16 protein-coding genes are annotated in these 18382 nt (G+C 61.7%); 10 read left to right on the top strand and 6 right to left on the bottom strand.

The features are described 5' to 3' along the window. The first annotated feature begins 65 nt into the window (after positions 1-65). The 3 genes from NCR40_RS20130 (at position 66) to NCR40_RS20120 (ending at position 1482) form a co-directional block, all read left to right on the top strand. Positions 66-680, top strand: coding sequence for an MlaC/ttg2D family ABC transporter substrate-binding protein (locus NCR40_RS20130; RefSeq protein WP_250492951.1), 615 nt, complete (start codon positions 66-68; stop codon positions 678-680). A 170-nt stretch (positions 681-850) separates the two neighbouring features. Further along, positions 851-1090 carry a type II toxin-antitoxin system Phd/YefM family antitoxin gene (locus NCR40_RS20125; protein WP_502801008.1) on the top strand — a complete coding sequence of 80 codons (240 nt, stop codon included), beginning with the start codon at positions 851-853 and terminating at the stop codon, positions 1088-1090. After that, positions 1087-1482, top strand: coding sequence for a type II toxin-antitoxin system VapC family toxin (locus NCR40_RS20120; RefSeq protein ID WP_250467576.1), 396 nt, complete (start codon positions 1087-1089; stop codon positions 1480-1482). The genes NCR40_RS20125 and NCR40_RS20120 overlap by 4 nt, the downstream gene beginning before the upstream one ends. A gap of 62 nt (positions 1483-1544) precedes the next feature. Here NCR40_RS20120 and hpnH read toward each other — a convergent pair whose 3' ends face one another. Continuing rightward, a complete protein-coding gene (gene hpnH, locus NCR40_RS20115; RefSeq protein WP_250492950.1) occupies positions 1545-2699 on the bottom strand; it encodes an adenosyl-hopene transferase HpnH in 1155 nt (384 codons plus the stop codon). 13 nt (positions 2700-2712) lie between these two features. Continuing rightward, positions 2713-3684, bottom strand: a complete 972-nt coding sequence (gene ispH / locus NCR40_RS20110) for a 4-hydroxy-3-methylbut-2-enyl diphosphate reductase (protein WP_250510437.1) — start codon at positions 3682-3684, stop codon at positions 2713-2715. Positions 3685-4147: 463 nt separating this feature from the next. Here ispH and NCR40_RS20105 point away from each other — a divergent pair, with 463 nt between their 5' ends. Next, entirely contained in the window at positions 4148-5350 is a 1203-nt protein-coding gene (locus NCR40_RS20105; RefSeq protein WP_250467574.1) for a glycosyltransferase, read from the top strand. 16 nt (positions 5351-5366) lie between these two features. On the opposite strand, the gene NCR40_RS20100 is transcribed toward NCR40_RS20105, so the two are convergent. From NCR40_RS20100 to hpnA, 3 genes are all read right to left on the bottom strand, one after another. Next, positions 5367-5882, bottom strand: a complete 516-nt coding sequence (locus NCR40_RS20100) for a hypothetical protein (RefSeq protein ID WP_250467573.1) — start codon at positions 5880-5882, stop codon at positions 5367-5369. A gap of 196 nt (positions 5883-6078) precedes the next feature. Continuing rightward, entirely contained in the window at positions 6079-8331 is a 2253-nt protein-coding gene (locus tag NCR40_RS20095; RefSeq protein ID WP_250467572.1) for an NADP-dependent isocitrate dehydrogenase, read from the bottom strand. A gap of 222 nt (positions 8332-8553) precedes the next feature. Further along, positions 8554-9564, bottom strand: coding sequence for a hopanoid-associated sugar epimerase (hpnA, locus tag NCR40_RS20090; protein WP_250510436.1), 1011 nt, complete (start codon positions 9562-9564; stop codon positions 8554-8556). A gap of 173 nt (positions 9565-9737) precedes the next feature. Here hpnA and NCR40_RS20085 point away from each other — a divergent pair, with 173 nt between their 5' ends. The 5 genes from NCR40_RS20085 (at position 9738) to NCR40_RS20065 (ending at position 15977) form a co-directional block, all read left to right on the top strand. Next, entirely contained in the window at positions 9738-12896 is a 3159-nt protein-coding gene (locus NCR40_RS20085; protein ID WP_250510435.1) for a response regulator, read from the top strand. Positions 12897-12926: 30 nt separating this feature from the next. After that, the gene (locus NCR40_RS20080) at positions 12927-13763 is read left to right on the top strand and encodes a CheR family methyltransferase (RefSeq protein WP_244828854.1); all 837 of its coding nucleotides are present in this window, start codon (positions 12927-12929) and stop codon (positions 13761-13763) included. Between the two features lie 2 nt (positions 13764-13765). Beyond that, positions 13766-14458 (top strand): chemotaxis protein CheB, encoded by a 693-nt coding sequence (locus NCR40_RS20075; RefSeq protein ID WP_250510434.1) that lies wholly within the window; start codon positions 13766-13768, stop codon positions 14456-14458. Then, entirely contained in the window at positions 14459-15598 is a 1140-nt protein-coding gene (locus tag NCR40_RS20070; protein ID WP_250467569.1) for a hybrid sensor histidine kinase/response regulator, read from the top strand. An 82-nt stretch (positions 15599-15680) separates the two neighbouring features. Continuing rightward, positions 15681-15977 (top strand): acylphosphatase, encoded by a 297-nt coding sequence (locus NCR40_RS20065; protein ID WP_244828851.1) that lies wholly within the window; start codon positions 15681-15683, stop codon positions 15975-15977. Between the two features lies 1 nt (position 15978). Here the strand turns inward: NCR40_RS20065 and egtD are convergent, their stop codons facing one another. Next, positions 15979-16947 carry an L-histidine N(alpha)-methyltransferase gene (gene egtD, locus NCR40_RS20060; RefSeq protein WP_244828850.1) on the bottom strand — a complete coding sequence of 323 codons (969 nt, stop codon included), beginning with the start codon at positions 16945-16947 and terminating at the stop codon, positions 15979-15981. Between the two features lie 325 nt (positions 16948-17272). Here egtD and rarD point away from each other — a divergent pair, with 325 nt between their 5' ends. Next, complete coding sequence (rarD, locus tag NCR40_RS20055) at positions 17273-18259, top strand: EamA family transporter RarD (protein WP_250510433.1); 987 nt, start codon at positions 17273-17275, stop codon at positions 18257-18259. Positions 18260-18382: the final 123 nt, after the last annotated feature.

Below are 18382 nucleotides of genomic sequence, written 5' to 3'. Positions count from 1 at the left end.
TTACCGGGTATTGCGCCGTCCCCATACCAATTCCAACCTCAGAACTCATTCAGAGAACGGGTGCCATGAAACGCTATCTGTCCATTTGCTTCGCATTTCTCCTTGCCCTCGGCCTGTCCGGCGAGGTTTTCGCGCAAACTAGCCCCGACGCCGTCGTCAAGGCTGCTGTCGAAGGCACCGTCGACGCGATGAAGGCCGACCCGCAAGCGCGCGGCGGCGACATGGCGAAGATCACACAACTCGTGCAAACGCGCTTTTTGCCCGCCACCGACTTCCAGCGCACGACGCGCATAGCGGTCGGCAAGGCATGGGCCAGCGCCACGCCCGAGCAGCAGAAACAGCTTTACGATCAGTTCCAGACGTTGCTTGTGCGGACCTACGCGGCTTCGTTGTCGCAATTACGCGATCAGGACGTCAAGTTTAGCTTCGAGTCGCCCAAGGCCGATGCAAACGCGCGCGACGTCGTGGTCGAATCGCACGTCGTTTCGACTGGCGGCGACAATCCGGTGCGTTACAGATTGGGTAAGACGGCGCAAGGCTGGAAAATCTACGACATCGACATGATGGGCGCGTGGCTCATCCAGGTCTATCAGCAACAATTCGCGGGGCAACTGCAGAAAGACGGTGTCGATGGGCTGATCAAGTATCTGTCGGAGCACAATTCGCGCTCGGCGGGGTGACATGGAGGCGCAATAGCGCCTGCGACGCCACCTGCACCAGCCGGACTCATGTAATAAGAAACGCGACGGTGATGAGCCGTCGCGTTTTTTTGTTTATGACGCGCTTGTCCCGTTTTCCTATACCATTTGGCCGAGTCTAAAATGACTATCGTTACGTGACCAGGGACATTATCATGGCTGTCAAGCAAGTTTCTAAATCCGAGTTCAAGGCGAAAGCATTGGAGTACTTTCGTCTCGTGGAATCGACAGGAGAACATATGATCGTGACGGACCATGGCAAGCCCGTGCTCGAAGTGCGGCGCTACGACAACTCATCCCTCACGCCGCTGGAGGAATTGCGCGGAAGCGTGTTGCGTTATGACGACCCCATGGAGCCCGTCGGCGAGGACGACTGGGAGGCGCTGGAATGATCGTGCTGGACACGCACACGTTGCTGTGGTGGGTGAGCGGAGCGGCGCTCGGCAAGCTAGCTCGGGCAGCGATCGAGCAAGAATTGGAGGAAGGCGGGGAGATTGTGATCTCGACCATGACCGCATGGGAAATCGCGATGTTGGTGAAGCGAGGTCGGGTTGTCCTCTCCGCGGACGTTGGCGACTGGCTCGACAAAGTGAGTCGAATAGAAGGCGTGCGCTTCGTCCCAGTGGACCGAAACATCGCAGTCAAATCCGCCGATTTGCCGGGCGAGTTCCACAAAGATCCGGCAGACCGCATGATCGTGGCGACGGCGCGTTCGCTTTCTGCACCTCTGGTCACGAAGGACCGGAGAATTCGCGACTATCAACACGTCAAGACCATTTGGTAACCCGAAAACAAAAAGGGCGGACAACCAGAGTCATCCGCCCTTCCATCAATCACCCTCGGCCACTAATGCGCCGCAGCGGCTGCCTTTGATCCCTTGCCCTTCGACATCCGCCCGATCTCTTCCAGCTTGATCTCGACGTGCTTCGAGAACACGTACTCGGCCGGACGCTGCTTGTCGATCGGCAGATCCTTCGCGTACGCGCCTTCCGTACGCGGGCCGCGCATCGACACACCAAGCGCCTTCAGCGGATGCGCCACGGTATCCATCACGGCGGTGGCTTCGAAGCCGCTATGCACCATGCAGTCCGCGCACTTCTCGTAGTTGCCCGTGCCGTACTTTTCCCACTCGGTGGTTTCCATCAGTTCCTTGAAGGTCTTCGCGTAACCTTCACCGAGCAGATAACACGGACGCTGCCAACCAAACACCGTGCGCGCCGGGTTGCCCCACGGCGTGCACTGATACGTCTGGTTGCCCGCGAGGAAGTCCAGGAACATGGCCGACTGGCTGAACGACCAATTCTTGCCGTTGTTGCCGCGCTTGAAAATCTCGCGGAACAACGTCTTGGTCTTGTCGCGGTTCAGGAAGTGCTGCTGATCCGGCGCGCGTTCATAAGCATAGCCGGGCGACACCGTGATGCCGTCCACGCCCATCGGACCGAGCGTATCGAAGAACTTGGCGACGCGATCGGGATCGGCGTCGTTAAACAGCGTGCAATTGATGTTCACGCGGAAACCGCGCCGCTTTGCTTCCTTGATCGCCTTCACGGCCTTGTCGTAGACGCCGTCTTGCGATACCGAGTGATCGTGCGCCTGCTGGTCGCCATCGAGGTGAACGGACCAGACGAAGTACGGGCTCGGCTCGTAATCGTCCATCTTCTTTTCCATCAACAGCGCGTTCGTGCAGAGATACACGAACTTCTTGCGCGCGATGATGCCCTTCACGACCTGCGGCATCTCCTTGTGCAAGAGCGGCTCGCCGCCCGCGATGGAAACGACCGGCGCGTTGCACTCGTCGACCGCGCCCAGGCACTCTTCCAGCGACAGACGCTGGTTGAGAATGGGATCCGGATAGTCGATCTTGCCGCAGCCGTTACACGCCAGATTGCAGCGGAACAGCGGTTCGAGCATCAGTGCAAGCGGGTAGCGCTTGTTGCGCGAAAAATGCTGGCGAAAGATATAGGCGCCAACGCGGACTTTCTGAAGCAGCGGAATAGACAATTGCTTGCTCTCCTTATTCTTCGCGGGTGGCCGTCGCTGCCGTGGTCGCCAGGGCGGCGAGCGGTTGCAACAGCTTCGCGGGGAGTTTGAATTCGACCTTTTCCTCGCGGCCTTCCATCGTCGTGACTTCAACGTGGCCGAACGCGCGCAGGGCATCGATCACATGTTTGACCATTTCCTCGGGCGCCGAAGCACCCGCGGTGATGCCGACAGTCTGCGCCTTTGCAAACCATTCGGCCTTGACTTCCGAACCATCGGCGACGAGATAACTCGGCACGCCGGTTTCCGCGCCGATCTCGCGCAGCCGGTTCGAATTGGAACTGTTCGTGGCGCCTACTACGAGCAAGACATCGACCTGAGTGCTCAACTCGCGCACGGCGGCCTGGCGATTCTGCGTGGCATAACAAATGTCGCGCGTGTCCGGACCCACGATATCGGTGAAACGGCGCTGCAAGGCGTCGATGATGCCGCGCGTGTCGTCCACCGAAAGCGTGGTCTGCGTGACATAGGCGACCGGGGCATTGACAGGCAAAGCTAGCGTTTCCACTTCCGCCTCGCTTTGCACCAGCACGACCTTGCCCGGAATCTGCCCGATGGTGCCTTCCACTTCCGGATGCCCCGCGTGGCCGATCAGAATGAGTGTACGGCCTTGCGAGACATACTGCCGGCCCTGCACGTGAACTTTGGTGACGAGCGGGCAAGTGGCGTCCAGCACGTCGAGCCCGCGTGACAGCGCGTCTTTCTCCACCTTCTTCGCGACGCCGTGCGCGCTGAAAATGGCGACCGCGCCGTGTGGCACCTCGTCGAGCTCCTCGACGAAACGTGCGCCCTTGCCGCGCAGATTGTCTACGACATGACGGTTGTGAACGATCTCGTGACGCACATACACCGGTGCGCCATGCCGTTCCAGCGCCCGATCGACGATTTCGATCGCGCGAACCACGCCCGCACAAAAGCCGCGGGGTTGAGCAAGGATGATACGCATATTCGAACGAACTCCGACTGGCGCGGGTTTCGGATCAGGCGGCGCGATGCTCGCGCGTTCCATGGGACCACATTATCGTGCCGGCCATGCCGCAAACGGGCGGCTTGGCAAGCCCGGAATGCAGACCGGAAAAAACGACGTGCCGGGTTCGGTCTGCATGCCGAAGATGACCGCGTATTCTAACTCGTTCCCTTTATGGGTGCTTGTCGCATACGTTGCGGCTGAGCCTTGCGGCACGCGGCAATACGGCGACCGGCATATCCCATTAAACTGTCGGGTGCTCCGGGCGGGGCGCTCGCTCGCCACGGTGCGATAGCGTCGTTTGCGCCTTGTTTGCGTGCCTCGCGCGTTATTCATTCGTGTATTTTTGGCGCAACGCCCCGGCCCGCTGCAATCCCTGATCCGACCTGATTCAACGCAAGCGCACTCGGTCGTCCGAGCTGCCGCCTTCGACTTTCATCTCATGCTACTGATCGCCTGGCTGTCATTTCTGATCTGGATCGTGTTGCTGTTCGCCCGTGGCGGCTTCTGGCGCGCCCAGCCCGCACCCGCGCTTTCCGCGACGACCGTGCACGCGGTCGGCAAAGCCGAAATCGCCCGGCGCGGCGCGTGGCCGGCGCTCGTGGCCGTGGTGCCCGCGCGTAACGAGGCCGACGTGATCGGCCGCGCGGTCGGCTCGCTACTCAGGCAAGACTACGCGGGCGCGTTCCACGTGATCGTCGTGGACGATCACAGCACCGACGGCACCGCCGCCGCCGCACTCGCCGCCGCCCGCGATCTCGGGCTCGATGACCGCCTGACCGTGCTCACCGCGCAACCGTTGCCGCCTGGCTGGTCGGGCAAGGTATGGGCGCAGTCGCAGGGCATCGGTGCCATCGATTCGCTCGGCCTGCCCGCCGAATTCCTTCTGCTTACCGATGCCGACATCTACCATCCGGCCGATGCCGCCACGCAACTCGTCGCGCGCACGATTTTAGAAGACCGCGATCTCGTCTCGCTGATGGTGCGACTGCGCTGCGACTCGCCGTGGGAGAAGGCGCTGATTCCAGCGTTCGTGTTCTTCTTCGCTAAGCTGTATCCGTTCGCGTGGGTCAACGACGTGCGGAAAACGACCTCGGGTGCGGCCGGCGGCTGCATGCTGGTGCGCCGTTCGGCGCTGGTGGAGGCGGGCGGTATCGAGTCGATCCGGCAGGAACTCATCGACGATTGCAGTCTTGCCGCGCGCATCAAGCATCGCGCGGGGCGCAACGGCGCGCGGCCCATTCGGCTCGATCTGGCCGAATCGAGCGAGTCGCTGCGTCCGTACGATCACTGGCGCGAAATCTGGAACATGATCGCGCGCACCGCGTTCACGCAGTTGCGCTACTCGCCGCTTCTGCTCGCGGGTACGGTGCTGGGCATGGTGGTGATCTATCTCGCGCCGCCGTTGTTGGCGCTCACGATGGGCGCGCGTGCCTGGCCCGCCTGCGCGGCATGGGCGCTCATGTGCATTGCGTATGGGCCGATGCTGCGCTACTACCGGCGTTCGCTGCTGTGGGCGCCGTTCCTGCCGCTGGTGGCGCTGTTCTACGTGAGCGCGACGATCGGCTCGGCCGTGCGTTACTGGAGCGGCAAGGGCGGTCAGTGGAAGGCGCGCGTGCAGGCGCCGACGCAGGAAGGCTCCTGACCGACTTGAACGCGCGTTACTTCTTCGTCAGAAGGGCATACATCTCGACGACGGCGTGCGGCGAAAACGTGAACGGCACCCAGCCGTGTCCGCCGTGACGCATGATGAGCAGTCGATCCCCGTTTGCGTGCTTCTGCACGGCCATCAGCGGGTTTTTCGTTGCCGCGAAACGCCAGCCGGGCGCGATGCCGCCAGGCTGATCCGGCGTCATCGATGCACGCACGTTCGCCAATTCCTCGATCAGCTCCGACACGCCTTCGGGACTCAGTAGCACCGATTGGCCGGCGATCGTCATTTCGATTGCATCGCGGTCGGGGCGCGAGACGGTCAGCGTAGGCTTTTCCGCAGGTCTTGCGGCTTGTTCGCGCTCGGCTTCGGCGCCGAGCGGCGCGGGTTCCGCAGCGGGCGCGACGGGCTCGGCGCTCGTCACGCGCATGGGCAGCGGAGCGGGTTGGTCGTCTGGAGAAGTAGCGGACTGGAGGAGCGTGTCGAGGCTCGACTCCAGCGCGCCGAGCTGGTCATGTAGATTCATGCGAAGGTATCTGTGTCTTTCGATGCTGGCAGCGAGACCGTGATTTTACCTTCTCCGTCAGGAGCCACCGGGCACACGTTGTAACGAAATGCTTGGAAACGGCTGCCGATGAAGCGCTTCGCCGTTGCCCGCCGCAAAGAAGAAGGCGTCTTCCGGATTGCTCCGGAAGACGCCTTTCGAGACGGCGCCGACTACTTTACTTCGCGCGTGCCTGTGCTTCGGTCAGTGCTGCGTTGAGCGTCTTGCTCGGACGCATCACCGTTTCGAGCTTGGCCGGGTCCGGCTGATAGTACCCGCCGATATCCGCCGCATTGCCCTGCACGGCGTTGAGTTCGTCGATGATCTTCTGCTCGTTGTCGCCTAGTTGCTTCGCGAGCGGCGCGAACAGTTCGGCGAGTGCGCGGTCTTCCGACTGGTTCGCGAGTTCCTGCGCCCAGTACATGGCCAGATAGAACTGGCTGCCGCGATTGTCAAGCTGACCGGTCTTCGGCGACGGGCTCTTGTTGTTGTCGAGCAGCTTGCCGGTGGCGGCATCCAGCGCCTTCGCGACGAGTTTCGCGCGCGCGTTGTCGTTCTTGATGCCGAGTTCTTCCAGCGATACCGCCAGCGCCAGAAACTCACCGAGCGAATCCCAGCGCAAATGGTTTTCTTCAACCAGTTGCTTGACATGCTTCGGCGCCGAGCCGCCCGCGCCGGTTTCGTACAGGCCGCCGCCCGCCATCAGCGGAACGATGGAGAGCATCTTCGCGCTGGTGCCGAGTTCCATGATCGGGAACAGGTCGGTCAGGTAGTCGCGCAGGATATTGCCCGTCACCGAGATCGTGTCCATGCCGCGGATCACGCGTTCGAGCGTGTAACGCATGGCGCGCACCTGCGACATGATCTGGATGTCGAGCCCCGTGGTGTCATGGTCCTTGAGATACGTCTCGACCTTCTTGATGAGCTCGTTTTCGTGCGGACGGTACGGGTCGAGCCAGAACACGGCCGGCGTGCCCGAGTTCTTCACGCGCGTCACGGCGAGCTTGACCCAGTCGCGGATGGGCGCGTCTTTCACGAGACACATGCGCCAGATGTCGCCTTGCTCGACTTCCTGCGTGAGTGAATCGAGCACTTCGTTGGTCGCGTTATCGACGATACGCGCCGTGCCGGCTTCGCTGATCTCGAAAGTCTTGTCGTGCGAGCCGTATTCTTCGGCCTTCTGCGCCATCAGGCCGACGTTCGGCACCGTGCCCATGGTGCGCGGATCGAACGCGCCATTGGTCTTGCAGAAGTTGATGATTTCCTGATAGATGCGCGCGAACGTGCTTTCCGGGATCAGACACTTGGTGTCTTGCGGACGGCCGTCGGCGCCCCACATCTTGCCGCCCGCGCGGATCATGGCGGGCATGGACGCGTCGACGATCACGTCGTTCGGTGCGTGCAGGTTCGAAATGCCTTTAGCGGAATCGACCATGGCGAGCGCCGGGCGATGTTCATGACAGGCGTGCAGGTCACGGATGACTTCATCGCGCTGCGATTCCGGCAGCGTGTCGATTTTCGAGTAGAGATCGACCAAGCCGTTGTTCACGTTGACGCCGAGTTCCTCGAAGAGCTTCGCGTGCTTGGCGAACGCATCTTTATAGAACACCTTGACCGCATGACCGAACACGATGGGGTGCGAGACCTTCATCATGGTCGCCTTCACGTGCAGCGAAAGCATGACGCCCGTCTTGTGCGCGTCTTCCATCTGGTCTTCGTAGAACGCGACGAGCGCGTTCTTGCTCATGAACATGCTGTCGACGATCTCGCCTTCCTGCAGCTTGACCTTCGGCTTCAACACGATGGTTTCGCCGCGCTTCGTGACGAGTTCCATGCGCACTTCACGAGCCTGGTCGTTGGTGATGGACTTTTCGCCGTGATAGAAGTCGCCATGCTTCATGTGCGCGACGTGCGTACGCGACGCCATGCTCCATTCGCCCATGCTGTGCGGATGCTTCTTCGCAAAGTTCTTGACCGCGAGCGGCGCGCGGCGGTCCGAGTTGCCTTCGCGCAGCACCGGGTTCACGGCCGAGCCGAGGCACTTGGAGTAGCGCTGACGAATGGCCTTCTCTTCGTCGTTCTTCGGCTCTTCGGGATAGTCGGGCAGCTTGTAGCCCTTCGACTGCAATTCCTTGATCGCGCTGATCAGCTGATGCAGCGACGCGCTGATGTTCGGCAGCTTGATGATGTTGGTGTCTTCGAACTGCGTGAGCTTGCCGAGTTCGGCGAGATTGTCCGGCACGCGCTGTTCTTCGCTCAGAAACTCGGGAAACTCGCCGAGGATACGCGCGGCGACCGAGATGTCGCTCGTTTCGACATTGACGCCGGCCGGCGCGATGAAAGTGCGGACGATCGGCAGAAAGGCGCTGGTTGCGAGCAGCGGAGCTTCGTCGGTCAGGGTGTAGATGATAGTGGGTTGCTGATTACTCATCGCTTGTCTCGACTTCGCAGAACAGGTTGGAAAAAAGCGCCGGCTGCATTCACCCTTCCGGCCGTGAATCCGCTATTTTGCATGATTTTGAGGGGCGCGCGTGTGAAAGCTGGTCGCCGCGCGAGCGTAAAACAAAGCATTTTTATTTCAAATCAATAACTTGTAAATTTTTAGGTCTTATAGAAGAGTTGAACCAGTCTCGCAATGCGGAACGTTGCACTGTCAACTGCCCAGATAGCCGTTCGTACGGAACCAGTCGAGCGCGTCCTTGAGTCCTTCGCGATACGGCCGCGCGCTGTAGCCTAGTTCCCGCTCCGCCTTTGCCGACGTGAAATACATCTTGTTCTTCGACATGCGCAGTGCGTCCACCGTCACGAACGGCTCCTTGCCGCTGAATTTGGCGAACATCTCCGCGCCCACGGCGAGCGGATAAAGCGGCCCGCGCGGCAGCTTGATGGTCGGTGGCTTCCTCCCGACGAATCCGGCGATGTCCGTGAGCATCTGCTGCAATGGCAGATTCTCGCCCCCCAAAATATAACGTTCACCGATCTTGCCGCGTTCGAGCGCAAGAAAGTGGCCGTTGGCGACATCATCGACATGGACGAGATTCAGGCCCGTATCGACGAAAGCGGGAATCTTCCCTGTCGCCGCTTCGACGATGATGCGCCCGGTAGGCGTCGGCCGCACGTCGCGCGGACCGATGGGCGTCGAAGGATTCACGATCACCGCCGGTAACGCGTCATTCGCGACCATGCGCTCGACGTCGCGCTCCGCCATCACCTTGCTGCGCTTGTACGCGCCAATGGTGCTCGCCGTGTCCGACGGCTTCGTCTCATCCGAGATTGCGCCCGAACTCGTGACCTTGAGCGTCGCCACGCTGCTCGTGTAGACGATGCGCTCCACGCCTTCGGCCAGCGCCGCGCGCATGGTCGCCTCGGTGCCCTGCAGGTTCGCGCGCTCGATTTCGCCCGGGTCCGGCGCCCAGATCCGGTAGTCGGCGGCCACATGGAACAGATAGCGCACGCCCTTCAGCGCGGCGCGCATCGAGGCTTCGTCGCGCATGTCTCCGACGACGATCTCGGCATCGAGCGCTTCGACGTTCTTGCGCGGACTCGTGGCGCGGAGCAGCACGCGCACCTTGAAACCGCGCTCGATAGCGAGCCGCGCAACCGCCGAACCCACGAAACCCGAGGCTCCCGTGACAAGCACGCGTGAGCCGGAAAATTCAGTCATTCTTACCTCGCCCTTACATTTGCGCGGCCGTTTTTTCGTAACAAGTGCCGCGCGACAATGGATGCGTCAAGAACCCGCAAAGCCAGATATGACAAGGGCTTGCGGGTCGTGCTATGGTCCGGACCTGCCTGCTTTGTAGGCGCTTTTGCAAAACATGAACATCCTGGTCAACGATGCCCCAAGACACTCGAAGCCACGCCTCGTGGATTTACCTTGCCATTGCGATCGCGCTTGCCGTCGTGTTCGCCATCGACTTGCTCACGCCCACGCGTCTCGCGATCTGGGTGTTTTATGTGCTGCCGGTCGTGCTGTGCATGTGGCTCGACAAGCCGCCTGCGCCGATTATCGTCGCGGGCGCGTCTTCGGTGCTGATGATCGGCGGCTACGTCTTCTCCAACGCTGAACCCACCGCAAACCACGAAGTCCTGCAACTCAATCGCGCGATGGGCATTTTCGTGTTGCTCGTGGTGTCGGCGGTGGCGCACCTGTATATCAAATCGCGGCTCGCGGTACAACGGACCACGTGGCTGCAGCAGGGCATCATGCAGATGAGCCTGCAATTGCGCGGCGAACAGTCTCCGGCTTCGATCGGCGTCAGCATGCTTCGTTCGCTCGTTCCGTATGTCAACGCAAAAGTCGGCGTGGTTTATACGTTCGAAGCCGATACGCTCACGCGCGTCGCCGGCTGGGCGCTTCCCGACGAAGACAGCGCGCCGCGCCGCATTGCGCGCGGCGTCGGGCTCGCGGGTCAGGCGGTCGAGGACAAGCGCATCCTGCAAATGCGCGATGCGTCCGCGCACTATCTGAAAGCCGGCTCCGCGCTGGGCACGGTTGCGGCGTCGAGCGTAGTGGTCGCGCCCGTGATGGCCGATGGCGAAGTGATGGGCGTGGTCGAGCTCGGCTTTGTCGGCGACGAAGGACGCTTCAACGACAGCCGCGAGCTGCTCGAAATGGCATCGGAAGCGATGGGCATGGCGTTGCGCTCGGCGCGGTATCGCGTGAGGCTCGTCGAACTGCTCGAAGAGACACAGCGTCAGAGCGAGGAATTGCAGGTGCAGCAGGAAGAATTGCGCGTCTCGAACGAAGAACTCGAGGAACGCGGCCGCGCCCTGCAGGACTCGCAGGCGCGGCTAGAACAGCAGCAGGCCGAACTCGAACAGACCAATGTGCAGCTCGAAGAGCATTCGCAGAATCTAGAACGGCAGAAGGCCGAACTGCTTCAGGCGCAGCAGGAACTGACCGCGAACGCGTTGCAGATGGAGCGCGCGAGCCAGTACAAGTCGGAGTTCCTGGCGAACATGTCGCATGAATTGCGCACGCCGCTCAATAGTTCGCTGATCCTCGCCAAGCTCCTGCAGGACAATAAGCAAGGCAATCTCTCCGACGAGCAGGTGCGCTACGCGGCGACCATCCACTCGTCGAACAGCGATCTGCTTTCGCTCATCAACGACATTCTCGATCTTTCGAAAGTCGAGGCGGGCCAGATGGATGTGCAGTTCGCGCCCGCTTCCGTCGATTCGATTCTGCAAGCGCTCAAGCAATCCTTCGCGCCGGTCGCGGCCAGCAAGGGGCTCGAGTTCTTCACCGTGCATGGCGAGAACGTGCCGGAGTATTTCGTCACCGACAACCAGCGGCTCTTACAGGTGCTGCGCAATCTGCTGTCCAACGCGTTCAAGTTCACCGAGCGCGGCAGCGTGACCATCGCGGTGGAACGCGCGAACGAACAGGCGCTGCGGTTCGAGGTTCGCGACACGGGCATCGGCATCGCGCGCGACAAGCAAGACCTGATCTTCCAGGCGTTCCAGCAGGCGGACGGCACCACGAGCCGTCGATACGGCGGCAGCGGACTCGGCCTTTCGATCTCGCGCGAATTCTCGCGTTTGCTCGGCGGCTCGGTCGGTGTATCGAGCGAAGTCGGCAAAGGCAGCGTGTTCTCGGTGACGCTGCCGATCGCCACGCGCGAAGGCACCGTCACCGCGAAGCTCGACACCATCGGACATATGCGCGAGCCCGAGCCCGCCGCCGTGCGCGATCCTGCCTTGGTGCCGGTCGCACCTTCGCCGGCTCCGCAAGAACGCCCGGCGCCGCAACCTCCGCAGGCGTCGATGCCCGAGCCAAAAGGTATCGCCGACGACCGCGCGGACCGCAAGCGGCCGGGGCGCGTGATCCTCGTCATCGAGGACGATCAGCCTTTCGCGCATATCCTCTACGATCTCGCGCATGAACTCGATTTCGATTGCGTGCATGCGGCAAGCGCCACGCAAGGCGTGGAACTGGCGCGTTCGCTGCAACCCAACGGCATCCTGCTCGACATCGGCTTGCCAGACCAGTCGGGCCTCACCGTGCTCGAATGGCTGAAACACGATCCGCTCACGCGTCATATCCCGATCCACATCGTCTCCGCGACGGATCACGCCGATGTCGCGCTGCATCTCGGCGCAATCGGCTACACGCTCAAACCGAGCGCACGCGACGATCTCGCGCAGGCCATCCTCAAGCTCGAAGCGCGCTCGTCGCAAGGCATGCGGCGCGTGCTCGTGGTCGAGGACGATCCGGCCTTACGTCAGAGCATTCATGCGTTGCTCGCGAGCGAAACCGTGGGAATCGTGGAAGCGGGCTCCATCGCCGAAGCACTCGACGAGATGAAAAGCGCCGCGTTCGATTGCGTCGTGATGGACCTGGCGCTGCCCGACGGTTCCGGCTACGAACTGCTCGAACGCGTTTCGACGAGCAGCGGACACGGCTCGCCGCCAGTGATCGTCTACACGGGCCGCATGCTCTCGCAAGAGGAAGAGCAGCGCCTGCGCCGTTATTCGAAATCGATCATCATCAAGGGTGCGAAGTCGCCGGAGCGTCTGCTCGATGAAGTGACGCTCTTTTTGCATAGCGTGGAAAGCGCGTTGCCGCCCGAGCAGCAACGCATGCTGCGCGCGGCGCGTCAGCGCGACGACGTGTTCGAAGGCCGCACGATCCTGCTCGCCGAAGACGACGTGCGCAATATCTTCGCGCTGTCGCGCGTGATCGAGCCGCTCGGCGCCACGCTGGAGATCGCGCGCAACGGCCGCGAGGCGCTCGAAGCGCTCGCGCGTCCCAACGAGATCGACCTCGTTCTGATGGACGTGATGATGCCCGAGATGGACGGCCTCACCGCCATGACCGAGATTCGCAAGCAGCATGAGCACGCGCGCCTGCCGATCATCGCGCTGACGGCGAAGGCCATGCAGAGCGATCGCCAGAAATGTCTCGAGGCGGGTGCGGACGACTACATATCCAAACCCATCGATGTCGATAAGCTCGTATCGCTGTGCCGCGTCTGGTTGCGGCAGCGTTGACGTGAGATGTCAGATCAGACGGCCCACTTGATGAACGAAAGCATGCACGACGAAGAAGCCACGTTCGATATCGAACTGAAGCTGATTCTGGAGGCCATCTACCTCAAGTATCAGCACGACTTCCGGCACTATTCGGTGAGTTCGCTGCGGCGCAGGCTCGGCCAGGCAGTGCGCGATCTCGAATGCGCGACGCTCTCGCAATTGCAGGAGCGCATTCTGCGCGACCCGTCGCTCTTCGGCAGGCTATTCCAGTACCTCACCGTGCAGGTGAGCGAGATGTTCCGGGACCCGCAGTATTTTCGTGCGATTCGCGAGACGATCGTGCCGATTCTGCAGACTTATCCTTCGATCAAGGTATGGGTCGCGGGATGCAGCAGCGGCGAGGAACTGTGGTCGCTCGCGGTGCTGTTCGCCGAGGAACGGCTCGCCGAGCGCACCGTGTTCTACGCGACCGACATCAACGCGGAAGCCTTGCGTATAGCGGAAAACGGCATCTATTCGCTGGATCGCATGGCGGGGTTCAGCCAGAACTACCTCGCGGCGGGTGGCAAGCGTTCGCTCTCCGACTACTATCACGCGGCCTATGGCGCGGCGAAATTCTCGCAGACGCTCAAGTCGCGTGTGGTGTTCGCGGACCACAGCCTCGCCACGGACAGCGTGTTTCTAGAAGCGCATCTGGTCTCGTGCCGCAACGTTCTGATCTATTTCGACCGCGCGTTGCAGGACCGCGCGCTCGGCCTTTTCAGCGAGTCGCTCGTGCGGCGCGGCTTTCTCGGACTCGGCAGCAAGGAGAGCCTGCGTTTTTCGAAACATGCGGACCAGTTCGCCGACTTCAATCCGCGCGAGCGGCTTTATCAGAAGGTGTAGCGATGAGCACACAGATGCAGCGCCCGCTCGTCTTCGACGCCGTCGTGATCGGCGCGTCGGCGGGCGGCGTCGAGGCGCTGAATCTGCTGTTGCCGGCGCTGCCGAAAGCGTTCGCGCCGTCGGTTCTCGTCGTGGTGCATGTGCGGCAGGGTCAGCCGAGCCTGTTGCCCGACCTGTTCGCGCAACGCTGTGCAATCGCTGTGCGCGAACCCTTCGACAAGGACGAGATCGCGCCGGGCACGGCGTATTTCGCGCCGCCGGGGTATCACATGCTGGTCGAGGCGGAAGATGGCGCGGCGCCTTCCATCGCGCTGTCGGTCGATCCGCCCGTGCGCTTTTCGCGGCCATCGGTGGATGTGTTGTTCGAATCGGCGGCGCACGCGTATCGCGAGCGGCTGCTCGGCATCGTGCTGTCGGGCGCCAACGACGATGGCGCGCGCGGCGCGCTGGCGATTCGCGATGCGGGCGGCGCGTGTTGGGCGCAGGACCCGCGCACGGCTTCGTCGTCCGCGATGCCGCTTGCGGCTATCGAAAACGGCGCGGTCCGAGAGGTCCTGACGCTGGAGCAAATGGTGACGCGTCTTTCCACGCGCATCGGGTACTTATCAGAGAATAAGTTAGGCAATGAGGCAGGCAATGAAGCTGGAAGCGACGCAGGAAGCAAAACAGGCAATGCAGGCAAGGGGAGCCGCTAAATGACGCAACCCATTTATGTGCTGATCGTCGATGACATCCGCAACAACATCACCGCACTCGAGGCGTCGCTGGCCCGGCCGGATCTCTCGGTGCTGAAGGCGGAATCGGGACCGGCCGCGCTCGAACTGCTGCTCAAGCACGACGTCGCGCTCGCCATTCTCGATGTCAACATGCCCGGCATGGACGGCTTCGAACTTGCCGAACTCATGCGCGGCAGTCCGCGTACGGCGCATGTGCCGATCATCTTTCTGACCGCGACCGCGCAGGACGGCAACCGCACGTTTCGCGGCTACGAAGCGGGCGCGGTGGACTTTCTCTACAAGCCGTTCGATTCGCGCATCCTCAATTCGAAGGTAGATGTCTTCATTCAGATGGAGCGTCAAAAGCAGCAACTCGCGACGCAGCTCGCAACCGTGCAGCAACTGCTCGATGCAAACGAGATGCTGATGGCCGTGCTCGGTCACGACCTGCGCACGCCGCTGTCCGCCGTGATCGCTTCGGCGGAATATCTCGCGCGCTTCGTGCCGGACGAGAATGTCGCGAATATCGGCAACCGCATCAAGTCGAGCGGCATGCGCATGGTTCGCATGGTCGATCAGTTGCTGAACCTCGCGCGTCTGCGCGGCGGCCGCGTGACCTTGCAGCCGCGTTCCGTGGAACTCGCGACGCTCGCGAAGAATATCGTCGAGGAATACGAGGCGCGCGTCGGCAAGGGGCGCATCTTCGTGCTGCGCCACGGCGATACGCTTTTGCAAGGCGACGGCGATCTGCTTTCGCAAGTGTTTTCGAATCTCATCGGCAACGCGTTGCAGCACGGGCTCGAAGGCTCGGCCATTCAAGTGCGTCTCGAAGGCGGCAAGGACGACGTGACCATCGTCGTGCAGAACGCGGGCGAGATTCCGCCTGAAGTGGTGCCGACCATCTTTGCGCCGTATCGCTCGGGGCGGCGTCAGAGCGAGTCCAGCGGCCTCGGGCTCGGCCTCTACATCACGCGCGAAATCACCGAAATGCATGGCGGCGACGTGACGGTGCAATCGTCCGCGCAGGCGGGCACGGTGTTCGAAGTGCATCTGCCGCGCACGCCGCGTCCGCGTCCTGGCGAACGCACGGATTCCGCGCAGCCGTTCCGTCTCAGCTGAAGCGCGAAATCGAGCTGATCCTGAAGCGTTTCGATACGCCGTCTACAATGCGGCCTATCAACGCTTACGAGGGGAATGCGCGATGCCTGGCCCGGATCTGGATACGAGAATCGAAACCTATTACGTGCACGTGAAAGGTGTCGTGCAGGGCGTGGGCTTTCGACATCACACCGTGAGGCGCGCGCATGCGCTCGGCGTGCGCGGCTGGGTCGCGAATCTCGAAGACGGCTCGGTGGAGGCGATCGTACAAGGCGCGGCCAATCAAGTCGACTTGATGCTCGAATGGCTGCGACGCGGGCCGCCGCATGCCCGCGTCACCGAGTTCTTCAGCGAAGAACGCTACGTCGAAAAGCGCTACGAGCGCTTCGAGCAGCACTGAATCAACGCGCCACCAACAAACTCTCCGCGAACTGCCATTCCTCGTCGCGCCACTGATGCGAGCATTCGAAGCCCGCGTCGGCGGCCATTGGCGCGACTTCATCGGCGGCGTACTTGTGGCTGCTTTCCGTCCAGATCGTCTCGCCTTCGCGGAACTCGACACGCAGATCCGCACTTGGCACATGCGCCGTCAGCGCACGCTTGGCGCGCAGATGCATTTCGATACTGCGTGCTTCGGAATTGAAGCGCGCGACGTGCTCGAAGGCATCGAGCGGAAAATCGCCACCCAGTTCGCGGTTGATGCGCGCCAGCAAGTTCAGGTTGAATGCAGCCGTCACGCCGATGGGATCGTCGTACGCGGCAATCAACGTCGGCAGCGGTTTGAGAAGGTCGGTGCCGAGCAAAAGGGCATCGCCGGGAGCGAGCATGCTGCGTATCGACTGTAGAAACTTGGTCGCCGCGAGCCGCGAAAAATTACCGATGGTGCTGCCGAGAAACAGCACGAGCAGCCTTTCGCCTTCCTTCCGTTTGGCGCTGACTTCCGACAAGCCGGCCAGATAATCGCGCTCATAACCGACGATCGAAATGCGCTCGATATCGCCCAGTTCCCGGCGGCACAACTGCAAAGCGGTGCGCGATATTTCAATCGGGTAATAGGCGGTGGGCTGCTTTTTACAAAGCGCCTCCAGAATGCGGCGCGTCTTGCGGCCGCTGCCGCTGCCGAGTTCGGCGACCTTCACGTTGCCCGGCATTGCCGCGACGATATCGGCGGCATGTTCCGTGAGCACGCGCTCTTCGGCGCGCGTCACGCCGTATTCGGGCAGCGCAGTGATGACTTCGAACAGGGCCGAGCCCACTTCGTCATACAGATACATCGATGGCAATTCTTTTTGCGGCTCTTTCGACAACCCGGCGCGGACGGCCTCGGCAAAGGCGCTGTCGACGCGGGTGGATAGGGCGGGTTGAATCATGACGTCTCCATCTATGCGGCGTTTTATTCGCGTGCCGTCCTTCGTTGCAACGGCGCGGCGCTTGGATGCTGCTGATGCAATGACGTGAGCGGCTTCGCTCGAATCAGGCAGGTGGAACCGTTGGGTTAGATATGAAGAGTCGCCCATCGGCATGACGGGTTGAAGACAACGTCGCGCTCGGTGAAGTTCATCCGGCGCAAGAAGCGAACTAGCGAAGCAAAAAACGCGCACGACCCAAGGCGAAGTTTGAAGCACGCTCTGAATAGCGTCGATGCACAGCGTTTAGAATGCGCAGTTCCCGCTTCGCTCGAGCTTTCACTCATTGATGAATCAACACGTTCTCGGTCGCGGCATCGCGCTTTCCGTTGTCGCATCGGCGCTCTTCGCGCTCATGTCGGGCTACACCAAATGGCTCGCGCCGCTCGATGGCCTCGACATCTTCGCCTGGCGCATCGTGTGGACCATGCCCGGCGCGCTGCTGCTCGTCGCCTTGCGTAATCGCTGGCCGCAATTGTGCGCGCTCATTGGAAAGCTTGCTCGAACCCCGAGTCTGCTTTTGGCGTTCGCCACGGTCGCCACCTTGCTTGGCCTGCAATTATGGATTTTTCTTTGGGCGCCGTTGCATGGACGCGCGCTCGAAGTGTCGCTTGGCTACTTTTTGTTGCCCCTCGGGATGGTCCTTCTGGGTCGCTTTTACTATCACGAAGCGCTCGATCGTCTGCAATGGGCGGGCGTCATTGCGGCGGCGCTTGGCGTGGCGCATGAGCTCGTCATTTCGCATGCGTTCGCTTGGCCGACGCTCGTCGTCGTGCTCGGCTATCCACCGTATTTCATCTTGCGGCGACGCCTGAACGCGGACCCGCTCGTTTCCTTCGCGATAGAGATGATGTTGCTCGCGCCGGTCGCAATCGTCATGTTGTTCGCACGGAATTCGTTTTCTATGGCTGCAAGCGACGCGCGCTTGTGGATGCTGTTGCTTCCCGGACTCGGCGCGTTGAGCACGATTGCGCTCGCGTCTTATCTGCGCGCGAGCCGTTATTTGCCGCTCGCGCTCTTCGGCATTCTGGGCTATGTCGAACCGGTCTTGCTGGTCGGCGTGGCAGTGCTCGTACTCGGCGAGCCGTTCTCAGCGACGCAACTCGGAACCTATGTGCCCATCTGGATTGCCGTGGCGCTGACCGCCGTGCACAGCGCGCGGCTGCTACGGCGTGAACGCATGTCGGCGGCGAGTTTGCCGGTCAGCGAACATCACGCGAGTATCGAGCATGAGATTGGCGCGGAACACAGCGAGCGCGTGGAGCCGACGCAATAAAAAAGGCGAGCCCGTGAGCTCGCCTTGCCTGAACGCATCGATGCAACCGATGCGCGATGCGCCTACGCGCAGCCTCCCTGACTGCCTGCTGCGTCTACTGTTTGCATCGGCGGCCGTTTTTTG

Origin of the sequence: Caballeronia sp. GACF4, assembly GCF_023631025.1 — a bacterium.
Lineage (GTDB): Bacteria > Pseudomonadota > Gammaproteobacteria > Burkholderiales > Burkholderiaceae > Caballeronia.
Note: the sequence above shows the minus strand (reverse complement) of the source record. Positions and strands in the feature narration are given on the sequence as shown.